The 22574-nt window shown below is 48.5% G+C and carries 23 protein-coding genes and 1 tRNA gene; 14 read left to right on the forward strand and 10 right to left on the reverse strand.

All coding sequences use genetic code 11. The features are described 5' to 3' along the window. Positions 1-30: 30 nt before the first annotated feature. On the forward strand, positions 31-924 hold the full coding sequence (locus CHA6605_RS03520; protein ID WP_015158173.1) for a pentapeptide repeat-containing protein: 894 nt from the start codon (positions 31-33) through the stop codon (positions 922-924). Positions 925-963: 39 nt separating this feature from the next. On the opposite strand, the gene CHA6605_RS03525 is transcribed toward CHA6605_RS03520, so the two are convergent. Both CHA6605_RS03525 and zds read right to left on the reverse strand, forming a co-directional pair. Further along, the gene (locus CHA6605_RS03525; RefSeq protein ID WP_015158174.1) at positions 964-1437 is read right to left on the reverse strand and encodes an SRPBCC family protein; all 474 of its coding nucleotides are present in this window, start codon (positions 1435-1437) and stop codon (positions 964-966) included. A gap of 118 nt (positions 1438-1555) precedes the next feature. Beyond that, a complete protein-coding gene (gene zds, locus CHA6605_RS03530) occupies positions 1556-2995 on the reverse strand; it encodes a 9,9'-di-cis-zeta-carotene desaturase (protein ID WP_015158175.1) in 1440 nt (479 codons plus the stop codon). A gap of 19 nt (positions 2996-3014) precedes the next feature. On the opposite strand from zds, the gene CHA6605_RS33570 reads away from it, so the two are divergent. Both CHA6605_RS33570 and CHA6605_RS03535 read left to right on the forward strand, forming a co-directional pair. Continuing rightward, entirely contained in the window at positions 3015-3227 is a 213-nt protein-coding gene (locus CHA6605_RS33570) for a hypothetical protein (RefSeq protein WP_157259760.1), read from the forward strand. Positions 3228-3301: 74 nt separating this feature from the next. Continuing rightward, positions 3302-3378, forward strand: a tRNA-Met gene (locus CHA6605_RS03535). 72 nt (positions 3379-3450) lie between these two features. On the opposite strand, the gene CHA6605_RS03540 is transcribed toward CHA6605_RS03535, so the two are convergent. The 3 genes from CHA6605_RS03540 to CHA6605_RS03550 form a co-directional block, all read right to left on the reverse strand. Continuing rightward, the gene (locus CHA6605_RS03540) at positions 3451-4233 is read right to left on the reverse strand and encodes an O-methyltransferase (RefSeq protein ID WP_015158176.1); all 783 of its coding nucleotides are present in this window, start codon (positions 4231-4233) and stop codon (positions 3451-3453) included. A 17-nt stretch (positions 4234-4250) separates the two neighbouring features. Then, complete coding sequence (locus tag CHA6605_RS03545; protein ID WP_015158177.1) at positions 4251-4811, reverse strand: late competence development ComFB family protein; 561 nt, start codon at positions 4809-4811, stop codon at positions 4251-4253. Positions 4812-5008: 197 nt separating this feature from the next. After that, positions 5009-5965: a M23 family metallopeptidase gene (locus CHA6605_RS03550; RefSeq protein ID WP_015158178.1), complete on the reverse strand. Its 957-nt coding sequence runs from the start codon at positions 5963-5965 to the stop codon at positions 5009-5011. A gap of 352 nt (positions 5966-6317) precedes the next feature. On the opposite strand from CHA6605_RS03550, the gene CHA6605_RS03555 reads away from it, so the two are divergent. Continuing rightward, positions 6318-8390: a monovalent cation:proton antiporter family protein gene (locus CHA6605_RS03555; RefSeq protein ID WP_015158179.1), complete on the forward strand. Its 2073-nt coding sequence runs from the start codon at positions 6318-6320 to the stop codon at positions 8388-8390. Between the two features lie 249 nt (positions 8391-8639). Here the strand turns inward: CHA6605_RS03555 and CHA6605_RS03560 are convergent, their stop codons facing one another. Then, on the reverse strand, positions 8640-8849 hold the full coding sequence (locus tag CHA6605_RS03560) for an Hfq-related RNA-binding protein (protein WP_015158180.1): 210 nt from the start codon (positions 8847-8849) through the stop codon (positions 8640-8642). Between the two features lie 215 nt (positions 8850-9064). On the opposite strand from CHA6605_RS03560, the gene CHA6605_RS03565 reads away from it, so the two are divergent. Together CHA6605_RS03565 and CHA6605_RS03570 are read left to right on the forward strand one after the other, a co-directional pair. Continuing rightward, positions 9065-9847 (forward strand): hypothetical protein, encoded by a 783-nt coding sequence (locus CHA6605_RS03565; protein ID WP_157259762.1) that lies wholly within the window; start codon positions 9065-9067, stop codon positions 9845-9847. 97 nt (positions 9848-9944) lie between these two features. Further along, positions 9945-10340 (forward strand): nuclease A inhibitor family protein, encoded by a 396-nt coding sequence (locus tag CHA6605_RS03570; protein WP_015158182.1) that lies wholly within the window; start codon positions 9945-9947, stop codon positions 10338-10340. Between the two features lie 53 nt (positions 10341-10393). On the opposite strand, the gene CHA6605_RS03575 is transcribed toward CHA6605_RS03570, so the two are convergent. Further along, positions 10394-10582, reverse strand: a complete 189-nt coding sequence (locus CHA6605_RS03575) for a hypothetical protein (RefSeq protein ID WP_157259764.1) — start codon at positions 10580-10582, stop codon at positions 10394-10396. Between the two features lie 26 nt (positions 10583-10608). On the opposite strand from CHA6605_RS03575, the gene CHA6605_RS35395 reads away from it, so the two are divergent. Further along, a complete protein-coding gene (locus tag CHA6605_RS35395; protein ID WP_232432178.1) occupies positions 10609-10770 on the forward strand; it encodes a hypothetical protein in 162 nt (53 codons plus the stop codon). Between the two features lie 282 nt (positions 10771-11052). After that, the gene (gene purL / locus CHA6605_RS03580; protein WP_015158184.1) at positions 11053-14910 is read left to right on the forward strand and encodes a phosphoribosylformylglycinamidine synthase subunit PurL; all 3858 of its coding nucleotides are present in this window, start codon (positions 11053-11055) and stop codon (positions 14908-14910) included. 213 nt (positions 14911-15123) lie between these two features. Here purL and CHA6605_RS03585 read toward each other — a convergent pair whose 3' ends face one another. Beyond that, positions 15124-15927: a PspA/IM30 family protein gene (locus CHA6605_RS03585; protein ID WP_015158185.1), complete on the reverse strand. Its 804-nt coding sequence runs from the start codon at positions 15925-15927 to the stop codon at positions 15124-15126. 100 nt (positions 15928-16027) lie between these two features. On the opposite strand from CHA6605_RS03585, the gene CHA6605_RS33575 reads away from it, so the two are divergent. Next, positions 16028-16183: a hypothetical protein gene (locus CHA6605_RS33575; RefSeq protein WP_157259766.1), complete on the forward strand. Its 156-nt coding sequence runs from the start codon at positions 16028-16030 to the stop codon at positions 16181-16183. Positions 16184-16238: 55 nt separating this feature from the next. On the opposite strand, the gene CHA6605_RS03590 is transcribed toward CHA6605_RS33575, so the two are convergent. Further along, positions 16239-17363, reverse strand: a complete 1125-nt coding sequence (locus CHA6605_RS03590) for a hypothetical protein (protein ID WP_015158186.1) — start codon at positions 17361-17363, stop codon at positions 16239-16241. Positions 17364-17684: 321 nt separating this feature from the next. Here CHA6605_RS03590 and CHA6605_RS31215 point away from each other — a divergent pair, with 321 nt between their 5' ends. The 3 genes from CHA6605_RS31215 (at position 17685) to CHA6605_RS03605 (ending at position 19284) form a co-directional block, all read left to right on the forward strand. After that, entirely contained in the window at positions 17685-18134 is a 450-nt protein-coding gene (locus CHA6605_RS31215; RefSeq protein ID WP_015158187.1) for a DciA family protein, read from the forward strand. A 427-nt stretch (positions 18135-18561) separates the two neighbouring features. Next, positions 18562-18843 (forward strand): hypothetical protein, encoded by a 282-nt coding sequence (locus CHA6605_RS03600; RefSeq protein WP_015158188.1) that lies wholly within the window; start codon positions 18562-18564, stop codon positions 18841-18843. Positions 18844-18951: 108 nt separating this feature from the next. Next, entirely contained in the window at positions 18952-19284 is a 333-nt protein-coding gene (locus tag CHA6605_RS03605) for a hypothetical protein (RefSeq protein ID WP_015158189.1), read from the forward strand. A gap of 79 nt (positions 19285-19363) precedes the next feature. Here the strand turns inward: CHA6605_RS03605 and rpsN are convergent, their stop codons facing one another. After that, on the reverse strand, positions 19364-19666 hold the full coding sequence (gene rpsN, locus CHA6605_RS03610) for a 30S ribosomal protein S14 (RefSeq protein WP_015158190.1): 303 nt from the start codon (positions 19664-19666) through the stop codon (positions 19364-19366). 547 nt (positions 19667-20213) lie between these two features. Between rpsN and cruF the strand changes: the two genes are divergently transcribed. Beyond that, the gene (gene cruF, locus CHA6605_RS03615) at positions 20214-21083 is read left to right on the forward strand and encodes a gamma-carotene 1'-hydroxylase CruF (RefSeq protein WP_015158191.1); all 870 of its coding nucleotides are present in this window, start codon (positions 20214-20216) and stop codon (positions 21081-21083) included. A 213-nt stretch (positions 21084-21296) separates the two neighbouring features. Next, positions 21297-22565, forward strand: coding sequence for a 2'-O-glycosyltransferase CruG (cruG, locus tag CHA6605_RS03620; RefSeq protein ID WP_015158192.1), 1269 nt, complete (start codon positions 21297-21299; stop codon positions 22563-22565). The last annotated feature ends 9 nt before the right edge of the window (positions 22566-22574 follow it).

Raw genomic sequence — 22574 nt, forward strand, 5'->3', positions numbered from 1 at the left:
CTTCGTCAGTAGTAGTGCTACTTTAGATAGATGAATGACGATCTACAGAGTTGGTACAGAGCACTCGAACTAGAGCCTGGGGCTTCACTCGAAGAGGTGAACCAGGCTTATAAGGATTTGGTATTGGTTTGGCATCCCGATAGGTTGCCCCAAGATAGTGCTCGCCTCCAAGAAAAAGCCCACGCCAAACTCAAAGAAATCAACAATGCTCGCGACAGATTGCGCGAGTATCAAGCAACGCGTACTGACAGCAACGGTAACGGCGATCGCACTCATAGTACATCATCTCGATCGACAACTGGCTCGGCCAAAGCAGACGTTACCCGGACAGAACGCGAGCCGACGACATATAGAACTACCCAACGCCAACACTCGCGTCGGGCTTCCGCGCGTCCAGAGCCGTCTCAACCAGCACGTCCATCGACAGCACAACCAGCGCGTCCATCAACAACACAACCCGCAAAAGTCACCGAAACCCCAGTTTATCCCCAATCTTCGGCTACCAAGCCCACAAATCATCGCCACCATATCAAGACAGCCCAGCGCACGCCCCCAGCACGTCCCGATCTCAGTGGCGTCGATTGGAGTGGGACGAGTCTGAGCGAGCGCGATTTGTCGGGGAGAAACCTCAGCAATGCCAATTTAAGTAATACCGATCTTCAGGATTCATTTTTGCACAACACTAATCTACAGGGTGCCAACCTGCAAAAAGCCAATCTCTTTAGGGCGAATTTATTTCAGGCAAATCTCAGTAATGCCAACCTGCGAGAGGCAAATCTCGTCGGTGCAGATCTCAGTGGTGCCGATCTTAGTGGTGCCGATTTGACCGGAGCGCGGATTAAAATTGGCGGTAGGATCGCAGTGAGACTGATTGGTGCCAATCTCATCGGTGCCATCATGCCAGACGGGCAAGTATATAACTAAAACCTAGATTTAAACCGAGCGGGGAATTACACAACTCTATTATCGATCGGGAGTTGAAGGCATGGTTGGGTTCGTAGCTAATTCATTAAGCGCGTAGTCTCTAAACCGATCCATATCGGCTTGAAGAGTACCTTCGACGGCATTACGCACAAAATCATTATTCATCAACAGTGCCAAAAAGCTGGGAACTTCGTAAGTAATTGTGAGTTTGACAATGCTACTTTGCTTGCGATCGTAAAACCTAATCGCCCCTCGATTGGGCAAACCACCAACCGATTCCCATTGAATGATTTGATGGGTAATATCTTGGATAATGCGCGATTGCCAGGTGAATTCTAGCGTTCTAGTGGCTAGTTTCCAGCGGGAGATTTCAGGACGATCTTCATCTACTTTGACAGATTCGATCCACTTCATCCAACGCGGCATCAGTTCGATATTGTGCCACAAATTCCACACATGCGCGATCGGTGCAGCAACTTCAACTTGAACGCTATGTTCTAACCATTGGGACATATGGGTGGATGGATGGATGGGTGGATGGGTGGATGGATGAGAGGGGGAGACAGAGGGACGGGGGGACGGGGAGAAAAGGACACTTGCACCCTAGAGCATAACCCCTAAAGCCTAAAGCCTAGACTCTAAATCGATCGAGAATTGCTCTTGCGGCTTGCTTGCCAGAGATTGTAGCTCCTTCCATGCTATCAATATAATCCTGAGCGGTATAGCTACCAGCGAGGAAAAAATTGTCGATCGGTGTAGATTGAGTGGGGCGGAACGGGTCCATGCCAGGTTTTTCGCGGTAGAGAGATTGAGCGAGTTTGACGACACTAGACCAAGTGACATTCAATTGGCTGGCAGAGGGGAAGAGTTTGTGGACTTGCTCCATGACATGTTCGACAATATCTTCATTTTTCATGGGAATGAAGGGTTCCCCTGGAGTCAATACTACTTGAAGTAGCGAGCCTTCACCTTCTCGATAATAGTCGGCAGGACTGGTCAGTGCAAGATCCGCAAAGCAAGAAAAATCAGCATCTGCACTATACAACAGATTGTCCATCCCGGCGGCATGGTCTAATTGCTGGCGTTCTGCACCATCTTGCATTTCTGTCACCCAGCCGTCAAAGCGCAGTTGGACGGTAGTCACGGGGACGGCTTCGAGTTTGAAAATGTTATCGAAAAAGGTCGATTTGCGCCAGTCGGCTGGTATAATGCGATGAATACCAGGCACATCGCACGCGCAAACATAAGCATCTGCGGTAATCGTTTCGACATGTTCGCCGCTGGCGATCGCAAATCCGGTAATCTGAATATCGTTGCCTTCGCCTGTATACTTGACTTCGCGCAATTGGCGGCGGGTATGAATTTTAGCACCTTTAGCTTCGAGATATTCGACGATCGGTTTGTGGAGATATTCGGCTGGCGAACCGACTAACATATTGAGTTTGGATGCTTCGGTTTTCGAGGCGAACATCATAAAGATCGTCAGCATACACCGTGCCGAGATATTCTCGGTATCGATAAATCCCAATGCTAGGGCGATTGGGTCCCACATCCGGCGTAAGCTATGGTTGTTGCCGCCATGCGATCGAAACCAATCGGCAAAACTAACTCGATCGAGATCGCGAATCATCTTCATCGCCGTCTCATAGCTGACCAATCCCGGCACGATCGGACTAGTACCCAATGCCAGCGCGTTGCGGAGTTTATCGACGATCGTCAATTGTTCGGTGGTAAAGAATGCCTTCAACCCATGAAACGGCGCGCCGAGGAAAAATCTAAAATCTAGCTTGCCAATATCGCCCCCAGCATTGACAAAATTATGAACGTGTTCTTTTGGTAAAAAGATATCGGTAGCACCGATATGCTGCATCAAAGCAAACAGATTGGCATAGTTATTGAAAAAGACATGCAATCCCATTTCGATGTGATTGCCCTCGGCATCTACCCAGCTCCCCACTTTGCCGCCGACAAAGGGACGCGATTCAAAGATCTCTACCTCATGCCCAGCATCGACCAAATCGACTGCTGTAGCCATGCCTGCCAATCCCGCACCAACAATCGCAACCCGCATATCTGTCCGTTATGTTTTTGTGTCTTTACAAAGTTTAAGATTTTTTAAGCCTTTTTGCATCCTTCCTGGCAGAAAAGCTGCGCGATCGAGATTGCCGTGGGGTTGGAAACCCCCGCTCGCGATCGAAGTCCGCCTACGCGGACTGAGGAATTTATCAGTCCGCGTAGGCGGACTTCGCACCAATAGCCACGACTTCCAGTCGTTGGCCTTCTACCAACTGGGATCGATCTAATTATTTTCGATCGGATAGTTGCTATTTATTAGAAAGTAGTGTTATATTAGATGAGTTGAGAAAAAAAACACCGACGCGGAGTAGAGCAGCCTGGTAGCTCGTCGGGCTCATAACCCGAAGGTCGCTGGTTCAAATCCAGTCTCCGCCACCAAATGTATCAAAAAGCCGTACCAAATAAGGTGCGGCTTTTTGTGATGATATCTTCTGCTTTCAAAATATCTTTTTAGAGTTTAATTGCGATCGATAGCCCATCGCCAATTGGCACCACAGAGACACTAAAGCGCGGATCGGCGACTAACTCACGGTTAAACAGATCGATCCCTTGAGTATATTCATCATTATAAATATTGGGTTTCAAAACGCGACCTTGCCACAGGACATCAGTAGTTATCAGCAATCCACGCGGTCGCAGCAATTCGATCGAGCGTTGATAGTAAAGTGGGTATTGATATTTAAGTCCAGCAATGACGATCGCGTCAAAAGGTAACATCGGATTGGCAGAAAGTAATCGATCGAGCAGTTCGACGCCACTCCCGACTTGAAAATCGATGAGATGGGCTACTCCGCAGCGTTCCCAATAACTGCGAGCTACATCTAAATGTTTGCCAGCTACCCCACAACTTAGCAATCGTCCGTTTGGGGGCAACGAGCGTGCCAAGACAAGGGTAGAATAGCCGCTAAAGACTCCTAGCTCCAAGATGCGACTCGCCCCCATCGCTCGAATTAACAGCGCGATCGACTGTACCTGTGCCAAGCTAGGTTGCATTTGGGCAAGTGGATATTCGGCGGTAGCTTGTTGGAGATCCAGCACTAGCTCGTCTGGGGGAGTAGAGATAGATTGGACATACCGCTGGATGTCGTCTTCGACACCAGTACTAGTCTGTTGGAGATTCGGACTGTGGTATTCGACAAATTGACGCGCGCAATCCTTGCATTGATAGCGTTGTTTGTCGCGATAGAAACCGTGTTTCCGAATCTTGGTCGATTGACAATTAGGACATTTCATTAAGCCTGTAATCGTCTCTAATTATGAGCTGCCACAGGGTGTTGAGACTCGAAGTGTGGTGCGTAGGCTTGGAGCAAAGTGCTAACTTGTTTGACTACTTCATCGCCATTGGGTTTGGCGATCGCTTGACGTTCGGGGAAAAATTCGGGACGATCGAGGTTCTGGGCGATTGCCGATTCAACTTGTTGCCTAATTAAATCTTTCAGCTCGGTTTGAGCGCGTTCGCGTTGATAGCTCGCACCTTCTTCTGTCGTTGCATACAAGGGAGGTAATCTATTGAGTGCGTATGCAGCAATATCGCCAACATCCAATTGGACGTCATCGGTATTAACTTCAATTGCCGTAATCTGAGAGATCGTTTCGGTGATGACCAACTCTTCCATCACATTAATAAACTGTTTGCGCGGTACGGTTACCACTTCGCCAGCTAATAATGCCCCCATCAGATGATCGAGTGCCATATACTCTTCTACCGATAGCTCGGCAGCACTATCACAGATCCGTCCTACCTCTGCTTCCATCGCGGGGGTAAGATAGCCTTCGTCTAAAGCATGTTCTACGATTGCTTGTATATTCATCATTCAGCGATAGTTAATAATAATTCTGGATAGCCTAAAGTGCTAACGCTTTCGTTAAACCACTATTTGTATTTATTATTCCCTCAGAAGTGGGCAAGAAGAACAGGGGGGAGGGGTGGATGAGTGGATGGGTGGATGGGTAATGGGAATGTAAGAAGAACGTTAATCCGCAATCCCCAATCCCCAATCCTCAATCTCTAATCGATCGCATTCCCGCGCCATTGAACCGGATCGATAGAAACGGCGTTGACGTAGAGACCCCAGTGGAGATGTGGCCCGGTGGAGGCACCAGTACTGCCGATCGCGCCGATAGGGTCGCCAGGGGCGAGCATTTGGCCTTCTTCGACGTCGATTTTGCTTAGGTGCATGAAGATACTCACCAATCCTTGGCCGTGATCGACGCCGACGACATTACCGTGAACGCGGAAACCTTTTTTTTCGTAACCTACTAATGCTACCTTGCCGCCCGCTGGGGCGACTACTGCCGAGCCGTAGCCTCCGGCATAGTCTAAGCCGCGATGGTAATAGTCTTTGGCAAATTCGCCATTGTAGTAGCGACGCACGCCATAGGGGGAGCTAGTTCTACCCTGATTGGGGGCGATAAATTTGCCACTCCAGAGCTTTTCGGGACTGACGATCGCTTTAAATACTGCTACTTCTTTTAATTCCATGGCGGTGGCTTGAATGCCAGCTTTGCCAGGGGAAAAGTTGATGCGTTGGATCGGAAATTTGCGATCGGCGACAGCTATTTTGAGTTTGCTAGTAGTGGTGCCATCGGCAATGGTAATCTCGCGATCGCCAGGTCGTTCGAGTGGCGTGGTAGGCACCATTGCCCGATATCGATCGGTACCGAGGTTAAATGCTGGATAAGTTTTGTTACCAACTTTAACTGTTGGTGGGGTGGTTTTACCAGGTGTCGCTGTAATATTAACGACAATTGTCTCACCTAATTTGGGCGTAGCGGGGGTGAGTTGACCGTTGAGTGCGAGTCCGGGGATCTTGACTGCCGACCATAAAACGATCGTTAACGCAATTGTCCCCCAGAAAATCGATGCGCTGCCAAAACGGCTAAACCAACGCCAACTGTAGAGCAAAGAGCGATTTGCTAGCAACTTCTGGGCAGTACTTCCCAGTTTCGAGATCGGATCTAACATAAAATTTTCGGGTAGACGATCGTGGATGTTTGAGATTATACGGGCTGAGGAAGACAAATTAGCTGCATTTAGGAGCGAGTCTCCGGTAACTGACGATCTGTTCCCACAGATGATGCAAAACTCGGTATCCTAGAAGTAAACTTACATTAAGTTAATTAAAAAACTTCATCTAGCCATAAATCTCGTATTGCTTAGATTCGCGCGATCGTTAATTTGGCTCCAGCCTTGTAAGCGCGGCGAATATCGGCAACTATCCGCCCGATTGATGTTTCCATCTATCCCAAAAACTCGGTATCCTAAGAGTTAACTTACGTTAAGTTAATTTAAAATATCTCATAATTATAAAAATCTAGTGTTAGAAGATTTTCGTCTGATCGTGGATTTGGTCTCGATCCTAGCGGCAGCGGCTGTGGGGGGGATAATTGCGGGATTGGCCAAACAGCCGCCACTACTGGGTTATATCGTCGGTGGGGCGATTGTCGGGCCGACGGGACTGGGACTGATTAAAGAGTTGGTTCCGGTCGAGACTCTAGCTCAGTTTGGGGCAGCTTTTTTATTATTTGCCTTGGGCGTAGAGTTCTCATTTGCCGAGCTAAAAAAGGTTCAGAAAATCAGCTTGGGCGGTGGTGGTTTGCAGATTCTGCTGACTATTTTAGTCACGACCGTCATTTCGGTGAGTGTGGGCTGGGTTGCGACTCCTCAGCAAGGTGTATTTTTAGGAGCGATCCTGTCGCTGTCTTCGACGGCAGTAGTGCTTAAATCTTTGATGGAGTCTAATGAGACTGCCACGCCTCACGGACAGGTGATGTTAGGGATTTTAGTCGTCCAGGATTTGGCGTTGGGATTTATGTTGGCGGTATTACCAGCTCTCGATCGACCGCCAGCAGAGATCGGCATGGCCGTATTATATGCGGCGGTAAAAATCGGTTTATTTGCGATCGGGGCGACGATTACCGGAATTTGGGTAGTGCCTCGGTTGTTGCGATTGCTGGCTAGTACTGAGAGTCAAGAATTATTTCTGCTGGGGGTCGTCACTCTGTGTTTGGGCATCGCGCTGATCACCGAACATTTGGGGCTGTCCATCGAAATGGGGGCTTTTGTCGCTGGTTTGATGATTTCTGAGGCGGAGTATGCCGACCAGACTTTAGCCTATGTAGAGCCGATTAGGGACGTGTTTGCGGCGTTATTTTTTGCAGCGATCGGAATGCTGATCGATCCGCGCTTTCTGTGGGAGAATCTGGATCTGATTTTGGGACTAGTCTCGATCGTCTTTATCGGTAAGTTTGCGATTATTACGCCGTTGGTGCGGCTGTTTGGCTATCCATTGCAAACTGCTCTGATTGCCGGATTGGGCTTGGCGCAAATTGGGGAATTTTCCTTCGTTTTGGCTAGCGAGGGTAGAAATTTGGGCTTGGTGTCGCGGCGGGTATATTTATTGCTATTGGGGACAACAGCGGTAACTTTAGTCGTCACGCCATTTATCCTCAGATTGATTCCCAGTCTGTTTAATTGGATCGAGAGCGTCCCGTCACTCGATCGCTGGTTTCAGCCAGGAGATCCGCCGCTGGAAGTCTCCGAACACGTACCGCTCGAACCCCCGATCGTCATTTGCGGTTACGGGCGCACGGGGCAAAATTTGGCCACACTCCTCGCCGAACAAAATGTGCCTGTAGTAGTCGTAGACCAGTCAGAGTCGGCGATTCAAAGATTGCGAGAGAGTGGAACGCCTTATATTTATGGTAATGCCGTGAGTATCCCCGTGCTGACTAGAGCCGGACTCGATCGAGCGCGAGCGATGGTAATTGCCCTCCCCGATGCGATGAGTACGCGGCTGTGTCTCAAACACGCGTTGGAGATTTCGCCGGAGCTAGATATCGTCGTGCGGGCAAATCAATATCAAGATATCGAATTACTCTACCAGTTAGGCGGTAGTGAAGTCGTGCAGCCAGAATTTGAAGCCAGCCTCGAAATGGCATCCCATCTGCTTGTTAAAATCGGCTTACCAACAGTGCAAATTCAACGCCAAGTTAAAGCAATTCGGAACTCTCACTATATGGAATTGCGCCCCGAAGGTACGATCGGTGAAAGCTCTCAAAATATTCAAGCAGCTACTTTGGGGATGAATCGTCGCTGGTATCGGCTCTCACTCACCTCGCCACTACTGGGGAATTCGATCGCCAGTGCCAATATTCGCACCTTGACTGGAGCGACGATCGTCGCTATTCAACGCGAAGATGGTACTCAGATTAATTATCCTAATGGAGGTACCACCTTCAACTTAGGCGATAGTTGCTTGGTAATTGGCTCGGTTGAAGAACAAACCATGTTCGATCTACTCACCAAGGGCGAAATTTCGATTCCCGTCCTCCCTCTCTCTGTGCTGGAAACATTTCCAGAAGCGATTGTCGAGCGCGAGGTTAGTTGAAAATTGTCAATTTAGACCAAATTCGATTCATATAGACGCCTTAATTGCTAGTACAATCCTGTTGCCCTCACCCCGCCCTCGCCTGCGGCTCTGGCTCCCCTCTCCCAAGCTTGGGAGAGGGGTTGGGGGTGAGGGCAAATAACGTGTGCTTAGTAACCGAATTTAATACAATCCGTCGGGAAAACCGACGTTGGCGAAGCCACTCCGAAGGAGTTACGCGCATCGCAAAATCCAAAATCCAAAATCCAACTATTGGTACTGAATATAAGCGATCGCATGACGATAGATCAGTGTTTTGAGATCGTTAGCATCGGTAAAAAATAAACAATCTGGATCTTGCCAGACAATTCTGCCTGCAAATACATCGCCAGTCATTAATTTGACCGATACTTCAATTTTGTCTTTGATCGATCCTTGAACTTGGCGGGTACTGGGTAAATTAATATCGAGTTCGGACATATTATCGATTTAGGTAGAAGATATTTTCAGGAAATGTGAATTACGCAGGTGTAGCTCTAGCTATTCACTCAGGTTGCTAGTTATTCCCGCAGCGGTAGTTACAGCCGCTCGGATTGTTGAGTCCGTCGTGTGCGGACTCATTTATTTAGCCTGCTGGCGAGCGACCTATGTTCCTAGCAAAGTTTGGCTAGGCAAGAGCGAAATTTTAGATGTTTATGAGATCATTATTCCCAATTGTGACACTAGTTTTAGCTAGACCGAGTATTTTTATGAGTGTGATGATTCGATCGATCCCTAACCGTTGGCTGACAAAGATCGCACTGGTATCTGCAAGTTTATGCTCGATCGGCAATGGGATGGAGGCAATCGCGACTACCACACCAGCCAAGATTGCACCCCAGACTCGATCTTCAGTACCTGCGGCAATAAATACTCTCATCGTTCCAGGCAAACGCGCAGGTGCAATTACTGCCAAAACTACCTATACCAATCTGGAAAAGATCTATGGCAAACAGCGGTTGACACCCACAAAAGTTTATGGGGCAGAAGGACAAGTTGTCTTTCCAGGTACGCTGGTTAAATTAGCTAAAAATCGGTCTGTCACAGTCGCCTGGAAAGATGCCAAAAAACTTCAGCCGCTCCAGGTAATTATTAACGATTCAACTTGGAAAACAGCAGAAGGGATCGGACTGGGGACGAATTTGACCAAATTGCGCCAGGTTTTGGGCGAGTTTAAGATTACGGGCTTGGGTTGGGACTACGGCAATCAGGTGATTCAGATTCCCCCACCGATGAGAGCGCGGTATTATGGATTGAGTATTTCGGTGAGTCCCGATCGATTGGCGGCTCAAAGGTTTCCCAAAGATTTACTTGCTGTGTCGGGAGATGGCGTAACTCCCTCAGCTAGCAATCCGCATTGGAAACCTCTGAAAATGCGGGTTTCAGGTCTGAGTGTCTATTTTAACGAATCGAAATCATCCACAACCGAAAAACAATAGCACCGTCGATCGCGGTTATCATGCAGATAAGCTCTCAAACATTCCGATCTACATACCTCCTCCCAATTCCTAACTCCCCGCTCCCCTCGACGCGATCGTGACAACAGCAGCAATTATCGATTTATTGAAACAAGTTACTACAGATCTGCTCTGGTCGAGTGAATCCGACTACCCCTTTGAAATAGTGACTTGGGATCGAGGTGTAGCGATGACTCCTACCGCCTTATTTAGCAAGCTAGCAAATCCAGACGCAGCGATCGAAACGATAAGTCTAACGGATTTGTTTGCACCAGTATTGACAGTAGAAAACTGGTATGAAGACGCCGAATTAGCCCAAGTAAAAAGATTTACTGATTTATTGCACGCGATCGAATCTAATTTAGCAGACGTCAAAGTTTTTCGCGTCGGCGAAGTCGAAATTGCCATTTATATCGTTGGCAAAACTCCCGATGGCGAGCCGATTGGGTTAAAAACTCATGCGGTAGAAACTTAATCGCCAGTTTGATGACGTCTGGATTCGAGCGATCTGTATCTCTACCAGTACGCCTAATCAAAACTACCCATATCGCTGTCACCAATAGCTCCTAAATCGAAAGTCCCTCCTTCTTTAGAGTTGCCGCCTTTTTGCGCTCTAATGCGATCGCGCATCTCTTCATATTCGCGTTCGGCTGCTGCGAGAGCTTGCTTTTTAGACTCAGGCAAAATCTCTTCAGAAATTGGCTCGCGACAGTTCATACAGTAACCCAGTCGGAGGACTAGAAGTGTTGCTGCGCATTTGTGACATTTATATGCCATGGTTTCGATCGGCTAATTCAGAAATTACTCGAAGTTATTATACCCAGTTGAAAGTTGGCTGCGACTACGCTCAGCCACCAAGCAGTTGGGAGCCAGAATTCACAATAGTTGCGAAGATCGATCTCTAGCAAATTTCACTCGATCGCCAATTATCTAGACGTTCCTTGTCGCCGATCGCGATCGATAATACTCGATTGTCAACAGAGTACAAGATTAAGCACGATCCTGTCATGATACGATCGTGCAAGGTTTCAAAGAAGCTGGCAATTAAATAACAGCCCAACCATCGCGGCGATTCTGTTCCGCTTGGTGGTACATCGATCGTGGTGCTTTACGCTAGCACAATAACAAGCCCCCCTCTCTTCCTCTCTCCCCCTCCCCACATCCACCCATCCACCCATCCACCCCTCATGACCCCATCCCCCTTTACCGCCGCCGAAATTGCCGCACAAGGCATCAAACCGAATGAATATGAGGAAATTGTCAACAGACTAAATCGGCACCCCAACAAAGCCGAATTAGGCATGTTTGGTGTGATGTGGTCGGAGCACTGCTGCTATAAAAATTCCCGTCCCTTGCTCAAACAATTTCCGACTACGGGAGATCGGATTCTCGTCGGGCCGGGTGAAAATGCAGGTGTGATCGATCTGGGCGATGGGCTTCAGCTTGCCTTCAAAATCGAATCGCACAACCACCCCTCGGCTGTCGAACCGTTTCAAGGTGCAGCTACGGGTGTCGGTGGCATCCTCCGCGATATTTTTACAATGGGTGCGCGTCCCATTGCGATTCTCAATTCCCTCAGATTTGGCGATCTCAAAGATGCCAAAACTCGCCGCCTCTTTACTGGTGTCGTGGCGGGAATTTCGCATTATGGGAACTGCTTGCTCGGTGCTGAAACCTTCATCTGGAGGGACTCACATGGCGTTCACTTTGACACGATCGGGAATTTTGTCAATACCCATCTGCCCCCCGATACCGATACCATCGCCCTACCACCAGGGATAGAAACCCTCTCTGTCGATCCTAAAACCGTTGCTGGTAGTACCAACGAAAATGGCAGTAACTGGCAACCCGTCACCCGCATCTTCAGACGTCAGGCAGGTACCCTAGTCAATATCCGCACCTCCCTCGGACGCACCATCACCGTCACTCCCGACCACCCGATGTTACGGGTAGAAGATGGCAAAATCCGCATTCGCTACGCTCAAACTTTGCGCGTGGGCGACGATCTGCCGATTTTACAGAAACTCCCCAAACTAGCAGATTGCCAGCCGCAGCCAATCGATACGATCGCGACAATCGATCCTGAGTTACATAGCCAGCGAGAATTGTGTGTCAAGCTCCCTACATCTTGGCAACCGACAGATCTAATTCGGACTACCCTCGAATTGCTCGAACCATCGATCCAAAAGCGCAATCACTATCTCAACACCAAAACCTTCCCACTCGATCGATTCTTGTGTCTCGAACAGCTCCTCGGACTAGAACAAGACCTCAACTTCGATCGTCAAGACCTGAAAATCGGTCAACATAGTAAAGAAGACTGGTTGCCAGCGATTATTCGACCCAACGCTGCTTTTGCGCGGCTGCTGGGCTATTACATCGCGACGGGGATGGTTTCGCCATCGGGTAATATTTATCGGATTTTCTTAAACTTCAGCCATCACGAAGCCGCCGCTGCCGCAGATGCGATCGCCATTCTTCACGATTTAGGTATCGCAGCCAATCCTCAAGAACGGACGTCGGGAATGGCTGTAAGTGCCTCTTCGTGGCTATTGGGACACCTGCTGGCTCGAGTCTGGGGTTGCGGTAACGAAGGTACCCACAAACGCATTCCTGATTTTGTGTGGGAATGGAATTCCGAACTTCAGCAAGAATTACTCAAAGGTTTGATTCGGACTAATCCCACAATTCCCAATCCCAACAGTGGCGCGGGATCTCAGGGCAAAATCTTTTTCTCGACCTCCAGCCGTCAATTATTCGACCAAGTAATGCTCTTGGTGCAAGATCGGGGCATTCTGCCACAAGTCCACCACCGTCCTGGTTCGATCGGCAAAATCAAGGGGCGAGAATTTCATTACGCGCCACTATGGCAAATCGAGCTGCGGCGCGATTGGGCAATGGGTAGCTCGGCAATCGCTCGCGAACATCGTCAAGAAATTGGTGCGGTGGCGACTCAGACTGTGGCATCTGCGATCGCGACCATCGGAGCTGTCAAAATTCAGAATATTGCCACGCATAATGTGGCAACTTGCGATGTCTACGATGTGGAAGTAGAGCATAATCACCTCTTTGTCACCAGTTCGGGCATCATTACTCACAATTGCGTTGGGGTACCTACCGTCGGCGGCGAAGTCTATTTCGATCCGGCTTATTCTGGCAATCCACTGGTAAATGCCATGGCGATGGGTTTAATGGAGACAGACACGATCGTTAAATCGGGTGCCGCCGGAATCGGCAATCCCGTCCTCTATGTCGGTTCGACTACCGGACGCGATGGCATGGGCGGTGCGAGTTTTGCCAGTGCCGAACTCACCGCAGAATCGATCGACAATCGTCCCGCCGTCCAAGTTGGCGACCCATTTCTAGAAAAATCTCTAATTGAAGCCTGTCTCGAAGCCTTCAAAACTGGTGCCGTCGTCGCCGCTCAGGATATGGGTGCGGCGGGGATTACTTGTTCTTGCTCGGAAATGGCGGCTAAAGGTGGCGTAGGAATTGAATTCGACCTAGATTTGGTACCCGCGCGCGAGCCGGGGATGGTGCCTTATGAGTACTTACTATCTGAATCTCAAGAACGGATGCTATTCGTCGCGCATAAGGGACGCGAGCAGGAACTGATCGATATTTTCGAGCGGTGGGGACTCCATGCCGTCGTGGCTGGTACCGTAATTGAAGAACCGATCGTGCGAATCTTATTCCAAGGTTCGATCGCGGCAGAAGTTCCAGCTAGCGCGCTAGCCGATAACACCCCACTTTACGAGCGGGAATTGATGGCAGAAGCCCCTGCATACGCCCAAAAAGCCTGGGAATGGACACCAGCACAATTACCCCCAGCCACCCCTCAAGGCATCGAAATTCAGGGCACATCCCAGAGCTGGAATGACGTGCTGTTAACCTTATTGGATACGCCCTCGATCGCCTCCAAACGCTGGGTCTACCGTCAATACGACCACCAAGTCCAAAATAATACCGTGCTCCTTCCTGGTGGTGCCGATGCCGCCGTCATCCGGATTCGTCCCCTCGAACCCATCCAAAATCGTCAGTCTACTACCACTAATCCCAACTTAGGCGTCGCCGCCACCGTAGACTGCAACCCCCGCTATGTGTATCTCAACCCCTACGAAGGGGCCAAAATGGTCGTCGCCGAAGCCGCTCGCAATCTGAGTTGTGTCGGAGCCGAACCCGTCGCCGTCACTGACAATCTTAACTTCGGCAGCCCCGAAAAACCGATCGGTTATTGGCAACTCGCCAACGCCTGCACGGGTTTATCCGAAGCTTGCAGCGCATTCAAAACCCCCGTCACGGGTGGAAATGTCTCGCTCTATAACGAAACCTTCGACCCCGAAGGCAATCCCGTCCCGATTTATCCAACTCCCGTCGTTGGGATGGTGGGCATCGTCAATGACATTACCAAAATCTGCGGTCAAGGTTGGCAAAATACAGGCGATCGCATTTACCTGTTAGGTATTCCCGTCGGCTACTTCGCCTTCAAAACTACTTTACTCCGAACTTATCCTGTGGCGGATGGTCTAGAACTAGTAACACTAGGTGCCTCAGAATATCTCGCCACCCTCCATCACCTGGTTGCCGGACAACCACCTGCGGTTAATTTCGACCTCGAACTTAAAGTCCAAGCGGCCTGTCGGGAGGGCATCCAACGCGGCTGGATTAACTCGGCTCACGACTGTGCTGAAGGTGGCTTAGCTGTGGCTCTAGCTGAATGTGCGATCGCTGGAAATAAAGGCGCAAAAATTCTCCTCGGCGGTATTGTCGTTGGCGAAGCCTCTCTGAAAGAGAATCGGTTGGATACGGCTTTATTTGGCGAAGGTGGTGCCCGCATCATCGTGTCGATCTCTCCCGCACAGCAGTCCGAATTTGAGACTTATTTAGCCCAGCAAGTTGGCGATGCTTGGCAATATCTAGGCACTGTCGGTACCCAAACCGATCGGTTTGAGATGTTCAGCCTCAGCGAACCGATCGTCGATCTCGATCTGGCCGCAATTACCGCTACTTGGTCAAACGCGATCGAGCGTCGTCTGGATGTGTAGATAGATTATATACCCGACTTGTCGATCGGTCGGGTATGCTCGTTACCTGCACTCGATCTATCCAAAGTCTTATCCTAAGTGAGATAATTTTTTTGATATTCGCGATGCGCTTCTAAAAATATCCTGGCCTAATTTTTAACATGCCAAAACTGAGATAGCTATCGATCGACAACTATCCCAAATTAATTAATGCTGCACCCAGCCTAACTCTATTTACAAACCATCAATTTGTTTGCGTAAGGCTTCTAGTTCCTCATCTTGGGGACTCATGGGTGCTTTGACGGTATCTTTAGGTGTAGCGGGAGCTGAAGTTGGCGAGACGGTACCTTGAGGTAGAGCGGCAGCAGGTTGAGCGGAACCGCCGAGCATTTGCTGTTTCATGGCGGCGAGTTCGTCATCGACATCGCTACCTGCCGACAGAGCGGCAAATTTGCTCTCTAGATCTGCACCAGTGAGTTCGGCAGCAGCTTGAGACTTGGCTTCTTGAATGAGGACTTTTTCTTCCATCCGTTCAAATGCAGCCATCGCGCTGTTGGTACCCAGGCGTCCGACGGCACCCTGTAGTTGTTCCTGAGCTTTGGCAGCTTGAGAACGAGATTTGAGCATATCCTTCTTGGTTTTGGCTTCAGAAATCTTGCCTTCAAGTTGGAGCAGACTCTTTTTCATCGTGTCTACCATGCCTGCTTGCCCGTCTAGTTGAGCTTTAAGGCTAGCAGCAGTTTCGCTGTAATTTTTCTTGCGCACGAGAGCTTCACGGGCGAGATCTTCATCTCCTTTTTGCAGGGCAAGTTGAGCTTTGCTCTGCCAGCTATTGGCATCGGCCATTGCTTTATTGTATTGCTGCTCGGTGCGTTTTTGGTTGGCAATGCTACTGGCAACAGCTTGGCGCAATTGCACCAAGTCTTCTTGCATGTCCATGACCGCCTGTTCCAGAATTTTTTCTGGATCTTCGGCTTTGCTGACCATATCATTGACATTTGCCCGGAGCAGTCTGCTCACCCGATCGAATAATCCCATATTGCTATCCCCTTTATAGTTTCTTTTACTTGCAGCTCGGTACCTATGGCACGCCTAGTGCTATTTTGACTTGATGATTTAAATAACTAACCTAGTAATTATGATAACTTCTGGATCTCCCGATCGGGCACTACCATTTGAGAAATTAGCAACAACTGACGCAACACATCACCTTCATACAGAGCGGGAGTATACAGTCGCAGCCTTTAAACCCCAGTATCTGCTGCTTGGTGTGCTCATCTGTCTGCTTTGCTGAGGTTGACGCAGCCTTTGCGATCGAAAAGACGTGTAATTATCAATTATCGATTAAATTAACGTCCCGTTCCCGATGGGCTAGCACGAAAACCAGTAGGTCTGGTGTAGACGCGAAAACTTGGAGGAAGGAGCGATTTGACTAGACTGTCAGCCAATCGCGGTTGAGAAGTGATTGTAGTCGTAGGTGGCACGATTTGACGGGTTCCAACCTGGTTAAAAGGGATCGCTGCTGGTGCTGTGGTAACGCCTGTAGGTGCGGCAATAGTTGAAGTTGGTGCTGTTCGCGCCGCAGTGGTGGTTTTGGGCAGTTCGATGGTGTTGAGCGTACTCAAATTGAGTTGGCTAAACTCATTGGCTGCGAGGTTGGGACTTTGAATTAACTGTCCGAGCGAATTTGTGGTAGTTGCCGTTAGCGCGATCTGTTTGGTAGCTGTGAATGACGCTAGGATACTGGGATTGAGATAAGTATAAGCAGCTCCACCAGCAAGGACGCAAACTGCCGCTGCCGAGCCGATCTTCAGTGGGGTAAAAAATTTGCGTTTGGGAGCGGTTGGCTCTGACCGACGATCGCGGCGTTCGCTGGTAGTGTCGCGATATCCCGATTGAATCTGCCGGAGTAGTTCTTGAGATGATGAGGAATATTCATTTTGAAAAGGAGCCATCTCGCCACTAGAGCCAAAATTGGCATCCTTGCGGTTATGGATGGGCACATTACTCCGATAGACTTCGATCGAGCCATAATTATTGATGGCTGGCGTATCTGGACTGTTTGTCGAGGAGGTAATGAGCTTGTCGATAATAATAAACCCGCCCTTTGGTGCTGGCTCTGGTGCGACGACTCTGTCTAGATCTCCGTTACCTTCTATAATGGTGCCAGTTCTGGCCGAATCGACGATGTGGGCGGTAACAATCTCGGCATCCGCATCAAAACCTGTCGATGCCTCTTCCTCTATTCCGGTGCTGGCTAGCACTGAATGCCGCTCGTCAGCTTGAGCTTCCTGTTTGGCTCTAAATCGCATTAATTCGTCTTCTAATTTAATATCTAGACAACTTAGAGCTTGCTGGAGAGCTGGATTGAGCCGATCGGATGTACGATGATCTGTCTCAGATCTGCCGTCAGCGACTACCGCTCGACCGGATCGAGGTACATTTGCACTATCTTTAGATGGGTTGTGGTTCATAACTCACTTTAAACGCAGATATTTCTGACGATGTCATTTAAAATACACTAGATTCAGGAGCGATGCTCTTAGGTTACCCACGATCGTTGTCACAGACGACAAGCGATGCGGACAAACTAAGGCAGTGGGCTAATTAGCTCGATTTAGATCCCACAGGGCGATCTCGCTCGGCAACAGTCGGCACTGGAGTTGGACGAGTTACAATACTCATCCATCATTGCCACTTCCTCAATAGGTGTCAAAATTTAGCCGCTTCGTCAAGAATCGGAGATTTGACTGAGATTTTTCAATTCAATCTTACTATTGCTAAGTCTTAATAATATGTCATTAACGTCGATCGCTTCAATTACATCCGCAATCCAAAACCAGCCGGGATGGGAAGGCGTTCGCGATTGGGGCGCGATCGTGCGAGCGTGGAGCCAGATTGTCTCGCCAGCAATTGCCGAGCGCACTCAGCCTCGATCGCTATCGAGAGGAATCTTGACGATCGCCACTAATAGTTCTAGCCTCTCCCATCAGCTCACTTTTGGCAGGCAAGCATTGTGTCAGCGATTCAATCGCCTAGAGAGCGCGCCCTCGATCGTCGATTTGCGTTTTGTCGCGGTAGGATATACAGATCGCAGTATAGTGACTGCGACAGACGATCGATCTGTTGCTATCGACTCTGGAAATGTAGTAATTTGTTCCCACTGTAATTGTCGCGCGCGCGAAGGTGAATTACTACGGTGGAATGTTTGTCGATTTTGTGCGTTCGCGGAGCATCGCTTTTAGCGAATCGATCTGAGAATCTGCGGTCAAAAAGTTCGATTGTAAAACACAGTGGTTTTTTTAATCTAGTGCTATCTATCTTTCGGTATATTTAGTAACTTTTCTCCTAAAATAAACCTTTTTCTACCATTTAGAATATTGCATAGTCGATCTACTCTGGCTCTTTGTTTTCAACGATCCCTGGTGCTTTAGGGTAAATTACTACCAATATTGACTGTAAACAAACAATTTCCGTATATGTACCTAATACCCCAACAAATGTTTCTATTCATAAACTGAATCTAAAGACAATATAAAGTATCAATTGACTTGGGGATCGCTATAAGCTATGTGGGATCGCTGATTGCTGCCACTTTTGCCAATATAAGCAACAGTGATAATAGTAATCAAGAGAGAATTGAATTTGATGCTCTCCCCATAGGTATGGCTGATGAATAATCAAAATTGTATTACTTCTGCATGTCGCTTCTGTCGCTTCTACCGACCGGACGGCCTACATGGTGGTGCTTGTCAGCAACTTGGTGTCTCTGTGCGAAGTGAGTGGAAAGCTTGTCAGTTAGGGTTACCAGCGTTTGCCAATAATTGGGAAAATGCCGAAGAGCTAGCAACTGCTAATCGCCAGGTAGAATTGCCACAAGTTCTGCATCGTCAAGAACTCATGCACACGAGCGATTTAGAACTGAGTCAAGAGTCGATCGGTATTAATAATTAGTTAATTAATTTTAGCGATCGATGGTTGCGATGCCATCCAAATCGGTGCAAGATGAAGATAGCTCGATCGTTGACTTTAAAAATTACAGATCGCAGTTGGTACTTGCCAATGACAGAACCGATCGCCTCAATTACTTTACCACCAGCCACCGATGCTACCAAAGAAGGTGCGTGGCTGCAATCGTCACTCCAGGTCTGGTTGGATCGCGAATTTATTCCCGAATCCATCAATTCTGACATCGCTCAAAGAGCCGCTCAAATCTACACTAGACAGCGGATGGAAGGAGAAAACGATCTCGGAAGTTTAGTGATCGCGATCGTCACCGAGATGCAGGCATTTAATTTTCAAGAAAGCTTTTTTGGTGAATTCACCATCGCCAACGCTGTTAGCGATCTAATTTTAGAAAGTTTGGGAATCGATAACCGCTGTTGCGGGAATTAGACAATAGGGGATAGGGGGGAGGGAATAGGGGATAGGGTTAAACCACCAACTATTTCCCCTTACCCAGTATCCGCTCATTTTACCAACTAGATTTGACAACACCAGGTAACAAACCTTGGTGTGCCCATTCGCGGAGAACGTTCCGGGATAGACCGAAATCGCGGTAGTAGCCACGGGGACGACCAGTAACCCAGCAACGATTGTGCAACCGAGTGGGTGCGCTGTTGCGAGGTAATTGTTGGATTTTGCGGTGAACTGCGAACTTCGCTTGAGCTGAGGGAGCGTTTTTAAACTCTTCTAACAAAGCTTCCCGCTTTTGTGCATATTTTGCGACTAGTCGCTCGCGGTTTTTTTCCCGCTCGATCGTGCCTTTCTTCGCCATGGGTATAAATTTATCTATGTACAAAAAACCTGAGCAGTTCTTGTCGAGCTACGCGCTTACCAATATAAGTGCGTCACAAGAGTGCCAAACACTCAATTATAACTGGATATAGATATTTTTGTCTAGGGTCTGGACATATCTAAGCACATTTTTTTGTCAACCCGATCGTCATCGCTAAATTTTCGGTGAAACCGATCGATAATCGATAGTAAATACTCACTAGTCTTTTAGTACTAAACTATCGATCGATTTCTGGCGACGATCGATTTAGACATCATTCATTTCCACCAATTTTCTGTCAATTTGAGCCAAATTTGAGCCAAATCGAGATTAATTTGGCGGTTATCTTGACTTACTACAAAATGTTACTTAGTAAAGATTTGTAAACTGTAAGGTAAACTCCATCCAATTTCAAAATTGTGTAGTTGTAAACGATCGATCTTCAAAAAGCGAAGCGCGAGCTGCGGGCGATCGATCGGACACTCCGCGATTGAGTTGGATGAAGTAGCAAACTTAATCTACATAGACGCGATCGATGGAAAAACTTATGCGTGTTGAGCGAAGTCTGCTGATCGGACATATTATATCAATGGTGTTTGGTCTGGCGGGATTACTCTTGGTGCTACCAAATACTGACTTTATTAATGCCTTACCCGACTTTGGCAAAACCGCTTTTGGCTGGTCGATGGCGGGTGGCGGCGTAGTTTATATGCTGCTGGGGACATCAGCGGTGGCAGTATATGCTTACAGAACTCTAGGTCTGTGGCATTGTTTAGGATTTATGATTCCCGCGATCGGACTATCTTTGGTCAGCGAGTTGTTGGGCACTAGTACGGGATTTCCGTTTGGGCATTATCATTATTTATCGGGATTGGGCTACAAGATTGCGGGGTTGGTACCATTTACCATTCCCCTGTCATGGTTTTATATCGGCTTTAGTGCGTATATCATCGCTCGTGCTGGCTTAGAAACTCTTGCCATTCATAAAGTTATCAAATATGTCGGCGCGATCGGATTTGGTTCGCTGTTACTAACTTCTTGGGATTTTGTACTCGATCCAGCCATGAGTCAAACGACAGTACCATTTTGGATCTGGGAACAACCAGGTGCATTTTTTGGAATGCCTTACGAAAACTTTGCAGGTTGGTTCGGGACGGGAGTGGTATTTATGACCGTCGCGACCCTAATCTGGCGGATGAAGCCGCTGACACTACCGACTACTCAACTCGGTTTGCCGCTGGCTGTTTATCTGGGTAATTTTGGTTTTGCCACAATTACTAGTATCGCAGCCGGGATTTATATTCCCATCTTGTTGGGATTAGTTTTAGGCATTCTCCCTTTGGCGGTTCTTTATCAAATGGCGACTGCTCAACCTCGCGCAATTGGATCTGAAGGCTTAGAAGCAGAAATCATCTAGGTCAAAATAGTTAGATTAATTACACCTGGGATCGGTATGAAAAACTAGTGCTAAGTACAGACCTGGGGTACCCACGAGGGACACCCCTACAGTTTAATTGTGTATGGGTGTCCCTCGCCTGCGCCGAGGGACTCGTAACAAGCGCAGTCAGAGTAAGTCGAGGCGTGAATATTTGGTACGATCTAGAGCAGATTAAAAATAGCAAGATTATAGGTGGATTGGTTGAAAGATTTAGCGATCGAGGGCATATTCGGTGCTGTGGGATTGGGACTGTTATTATTTCAGGGAACGGCAACTGCAATTTTGTTGTCGCGACTGATTAAAGGAGCGGTACGGCGTCCGCCGCTGATGCCAAAGATTTCGACAGTAGATGCTAAATTGGAACCACTCGATCGAGAATCTCATGGTGTCAGTGTGGTAGTACCGACCTTGAATGAGGTCGATCGAATTGCACCGTGTTTGACAGGATTGAGTCAGCAAGGCAGTGAGGTGCGCGAAATTCTAATTGTCGATAGTAATTCGCAAGATGGGACGCGCGAGCGGGTCTCGGCGGCGGCAAAGCTCGATAATCGCTTTAAATTGCTCACTGACGATCCGTTACCTGCGGGGTGGGTGGGTCGTCCGTGGGCCCTACACTATGGTTATTTGAGCAGCTCGCCCCAGAGCGAGTGGATTTTGGGCATCGATGCCGATACGCAGCCGCAACCGGGATTGGTGGCTAGTTTGGTGGATGCGGCGATCGAGGAAGGGTACGATTTGGTGTCACTATCGCCACAATTTATCCTTAAAGATCCGGGGGAATGGTGGCTGCAACCCGCGTTATTAATGACGCTACTATATCGGTTTGATTCGTCAGGAGTTAGAGCGCAGACGCCGGAGCGAGTAATGGCAAACGGACAGTGTTTTCTGTGTCGGCGTCAGGTATTAGAGAAATTAGAGGGTTATACCAGCGCGGCGGGGTCTTTTTGCGATGATGTCACGCTGGCGCGGAATGCGGCCAAGCAAGGCTTTAAGGTAGGATTTCTCGATGGTGCGAAGGTAATTCGCGTGCGGATGTATGCTGGGATTGCCGAAACCTGGAAAGAATGGGGTCGATCTCTAGACCTGAAGGATGCGACGACACGGCTAGAATTATGGGGCGATTTGGCGTTACTACTTTTAGTTCAAGGTTTGCCGCTCCCATTAGTGTTAATAAGCTGGAATTGGTGGAGCAGTTCGATCCTAACTTTGCAGCTAGCGATCGGCTTAAATCTGTTTCTAGTAGCGATCCGATTCGCGTTATTATTAGCAATTTACCCGTCTTATTATCGTGGTAGCGTTGGCGTAGCCTCTGCCTTAGCAGAGACCTCTGTGCAAAAGAATCGATTTTCGCTCTCTGGGTTGTTATTTTGGTTGTCGCCGTTTGCCGATCCGTTGGCAGTTTTACGTATTTTTATATCGGCTTTTCAACAGCCAAAGCAATGGCGGGGGCGAGTTTATTAACTTAATCGA

Origin of the sequence: Chamaesiphon minutus PCC 6605 (assembly GCF_000317145.1) — a bacterium.
GTDB lineage: Bacteria > Cyanobacteriota > Cyanobacteriia > Cyanobacteriales > Chamaesiphonaceae > Chamaesiphon > Chamaesiphon minutus.

Bases quoted from the DNA above. Each gene is read 5' to 3' on its own strand.
- purL (WP_015158184.1), top strand. From the start codon at position 11,053: ATGACCCCATCCCCCTTTACCGCCGCCGAAATTGCCGCACAAGGCATC.
- CHA6605_RS03525 (WP_015158174.1), bottom strand. From the start codon at position 1,437: ATGTCCCAATGGTTAGAACATAGCGTTCAAGTTGAAGTTGCTGCACCG.
- CHA6605_RS03565 (WP_157259762.1), top strand. From the start codon at position 9,065: ATGAGATCATTATTCCCAATTGTGACACTAGTTTTAGCTAGACCGAGT.
- CHA6605_RS03545 (WP_015158177.1), bottom strand. From the start codon at position 4,811: ATGAATATACAAGCAATCGTAGAACATGCTTTAGACGAAGGCTATCTT.
- zds (WP_015158175.1), bottom strand. From the start codon at position 2,995: ATGCGGGTTGCGATTGTTGGTGCGGGATTGGCAGGCATGGCTACAGCA.
- CHA6605_RS03600 (WP_015158188.1), top strand. From the start codon at position 18,562: ATGAATAATCAAAATTGTATTACTTCTGCATGTCGCTTCTGTCGCTTC.
- CHA6605_RS33575 (WP_157259766.1), top strand. From the start codon at position 16,028: ATGATAACTTCTGGATCTCCCGATCGGGCACTACCATTTGAGAAATTA.
- CHA6605_RS31215 (WP_015158187.1), top strand. From the start codon at position 17,685: ATGTCATTAACGTCGATCGCTTCAATTACATCCGCAATCCAAAACCAG.
- rpsN (WP_015158190.1), bottom strand. From the start codon at position 19,666: ATGGCGAAGAAAGGCACGATCGAGCGGGAAAAAAACCGCGAGCGACTA.
- CHA6605_RS03575 (WP_157259764.1), bottom strand. From the start codon at position 10,582: ATGAACTGTCGCGAGCCAATTTCTGAAGAGATTTTGCCTGAGTCTAAA.
- CHA6605_RS03560 (WP_015158180.1), bottom strand. From the start codon at position 8,849: ATGTCCGAACTCGATATTAATTTACCCAGTACCCGCCAAGTTCAAGGA.
- CHA6605_RS03520 (WP_015158173.1), top strand. From the start codon at position 31: ATGAATGACGATCTACAGAGTTGGTACAGAGCACTCGAACTAGAGCCT.
- CHA6605_RS03585 (WP_015158185.1), bottom strand. From the start codon at position 15,927: ATGGGATTATTCGATCGGGTGAGCAGACTGCTCCGGGCAAATGTCAAT.
- cruF (WP_015158191.1), top strand. From the start codon at position 20,214: ATGCGTGTTGAGCGAAGTCTGCTGATCGGACATATTATATCAATGGTG.
- CHA6605_RS03540 (WP_015158176.1), bottom strand. From the start codon at position 4,233: ATGAAATGTCCTAATTGTCAATCGACCAAGATTCGGAAACACGGTTTC.
- CHA6605_RS03550 (WP_015158178.1), bottom strand. From the start codon at position 5,965: ATGTTAGATCCGATCTCGAAACTGGGAAGTACTGCCCAGAAGTTGCTA.
- CHA6605_RS03605 (WP_015158189.1), top strand. From the start codon at position 18,952: ATGACAGAACCGATCGCCTCAATTACTTTACCACCAGCCACCGATGCT.
- CHA6605_RS03590 (WP_015158186.1), bottom strand. From the start codon at position 17,363: ATGAACCACAACCCATCTAAAGATAGTGCAAATGTACCTCGATCCGGT.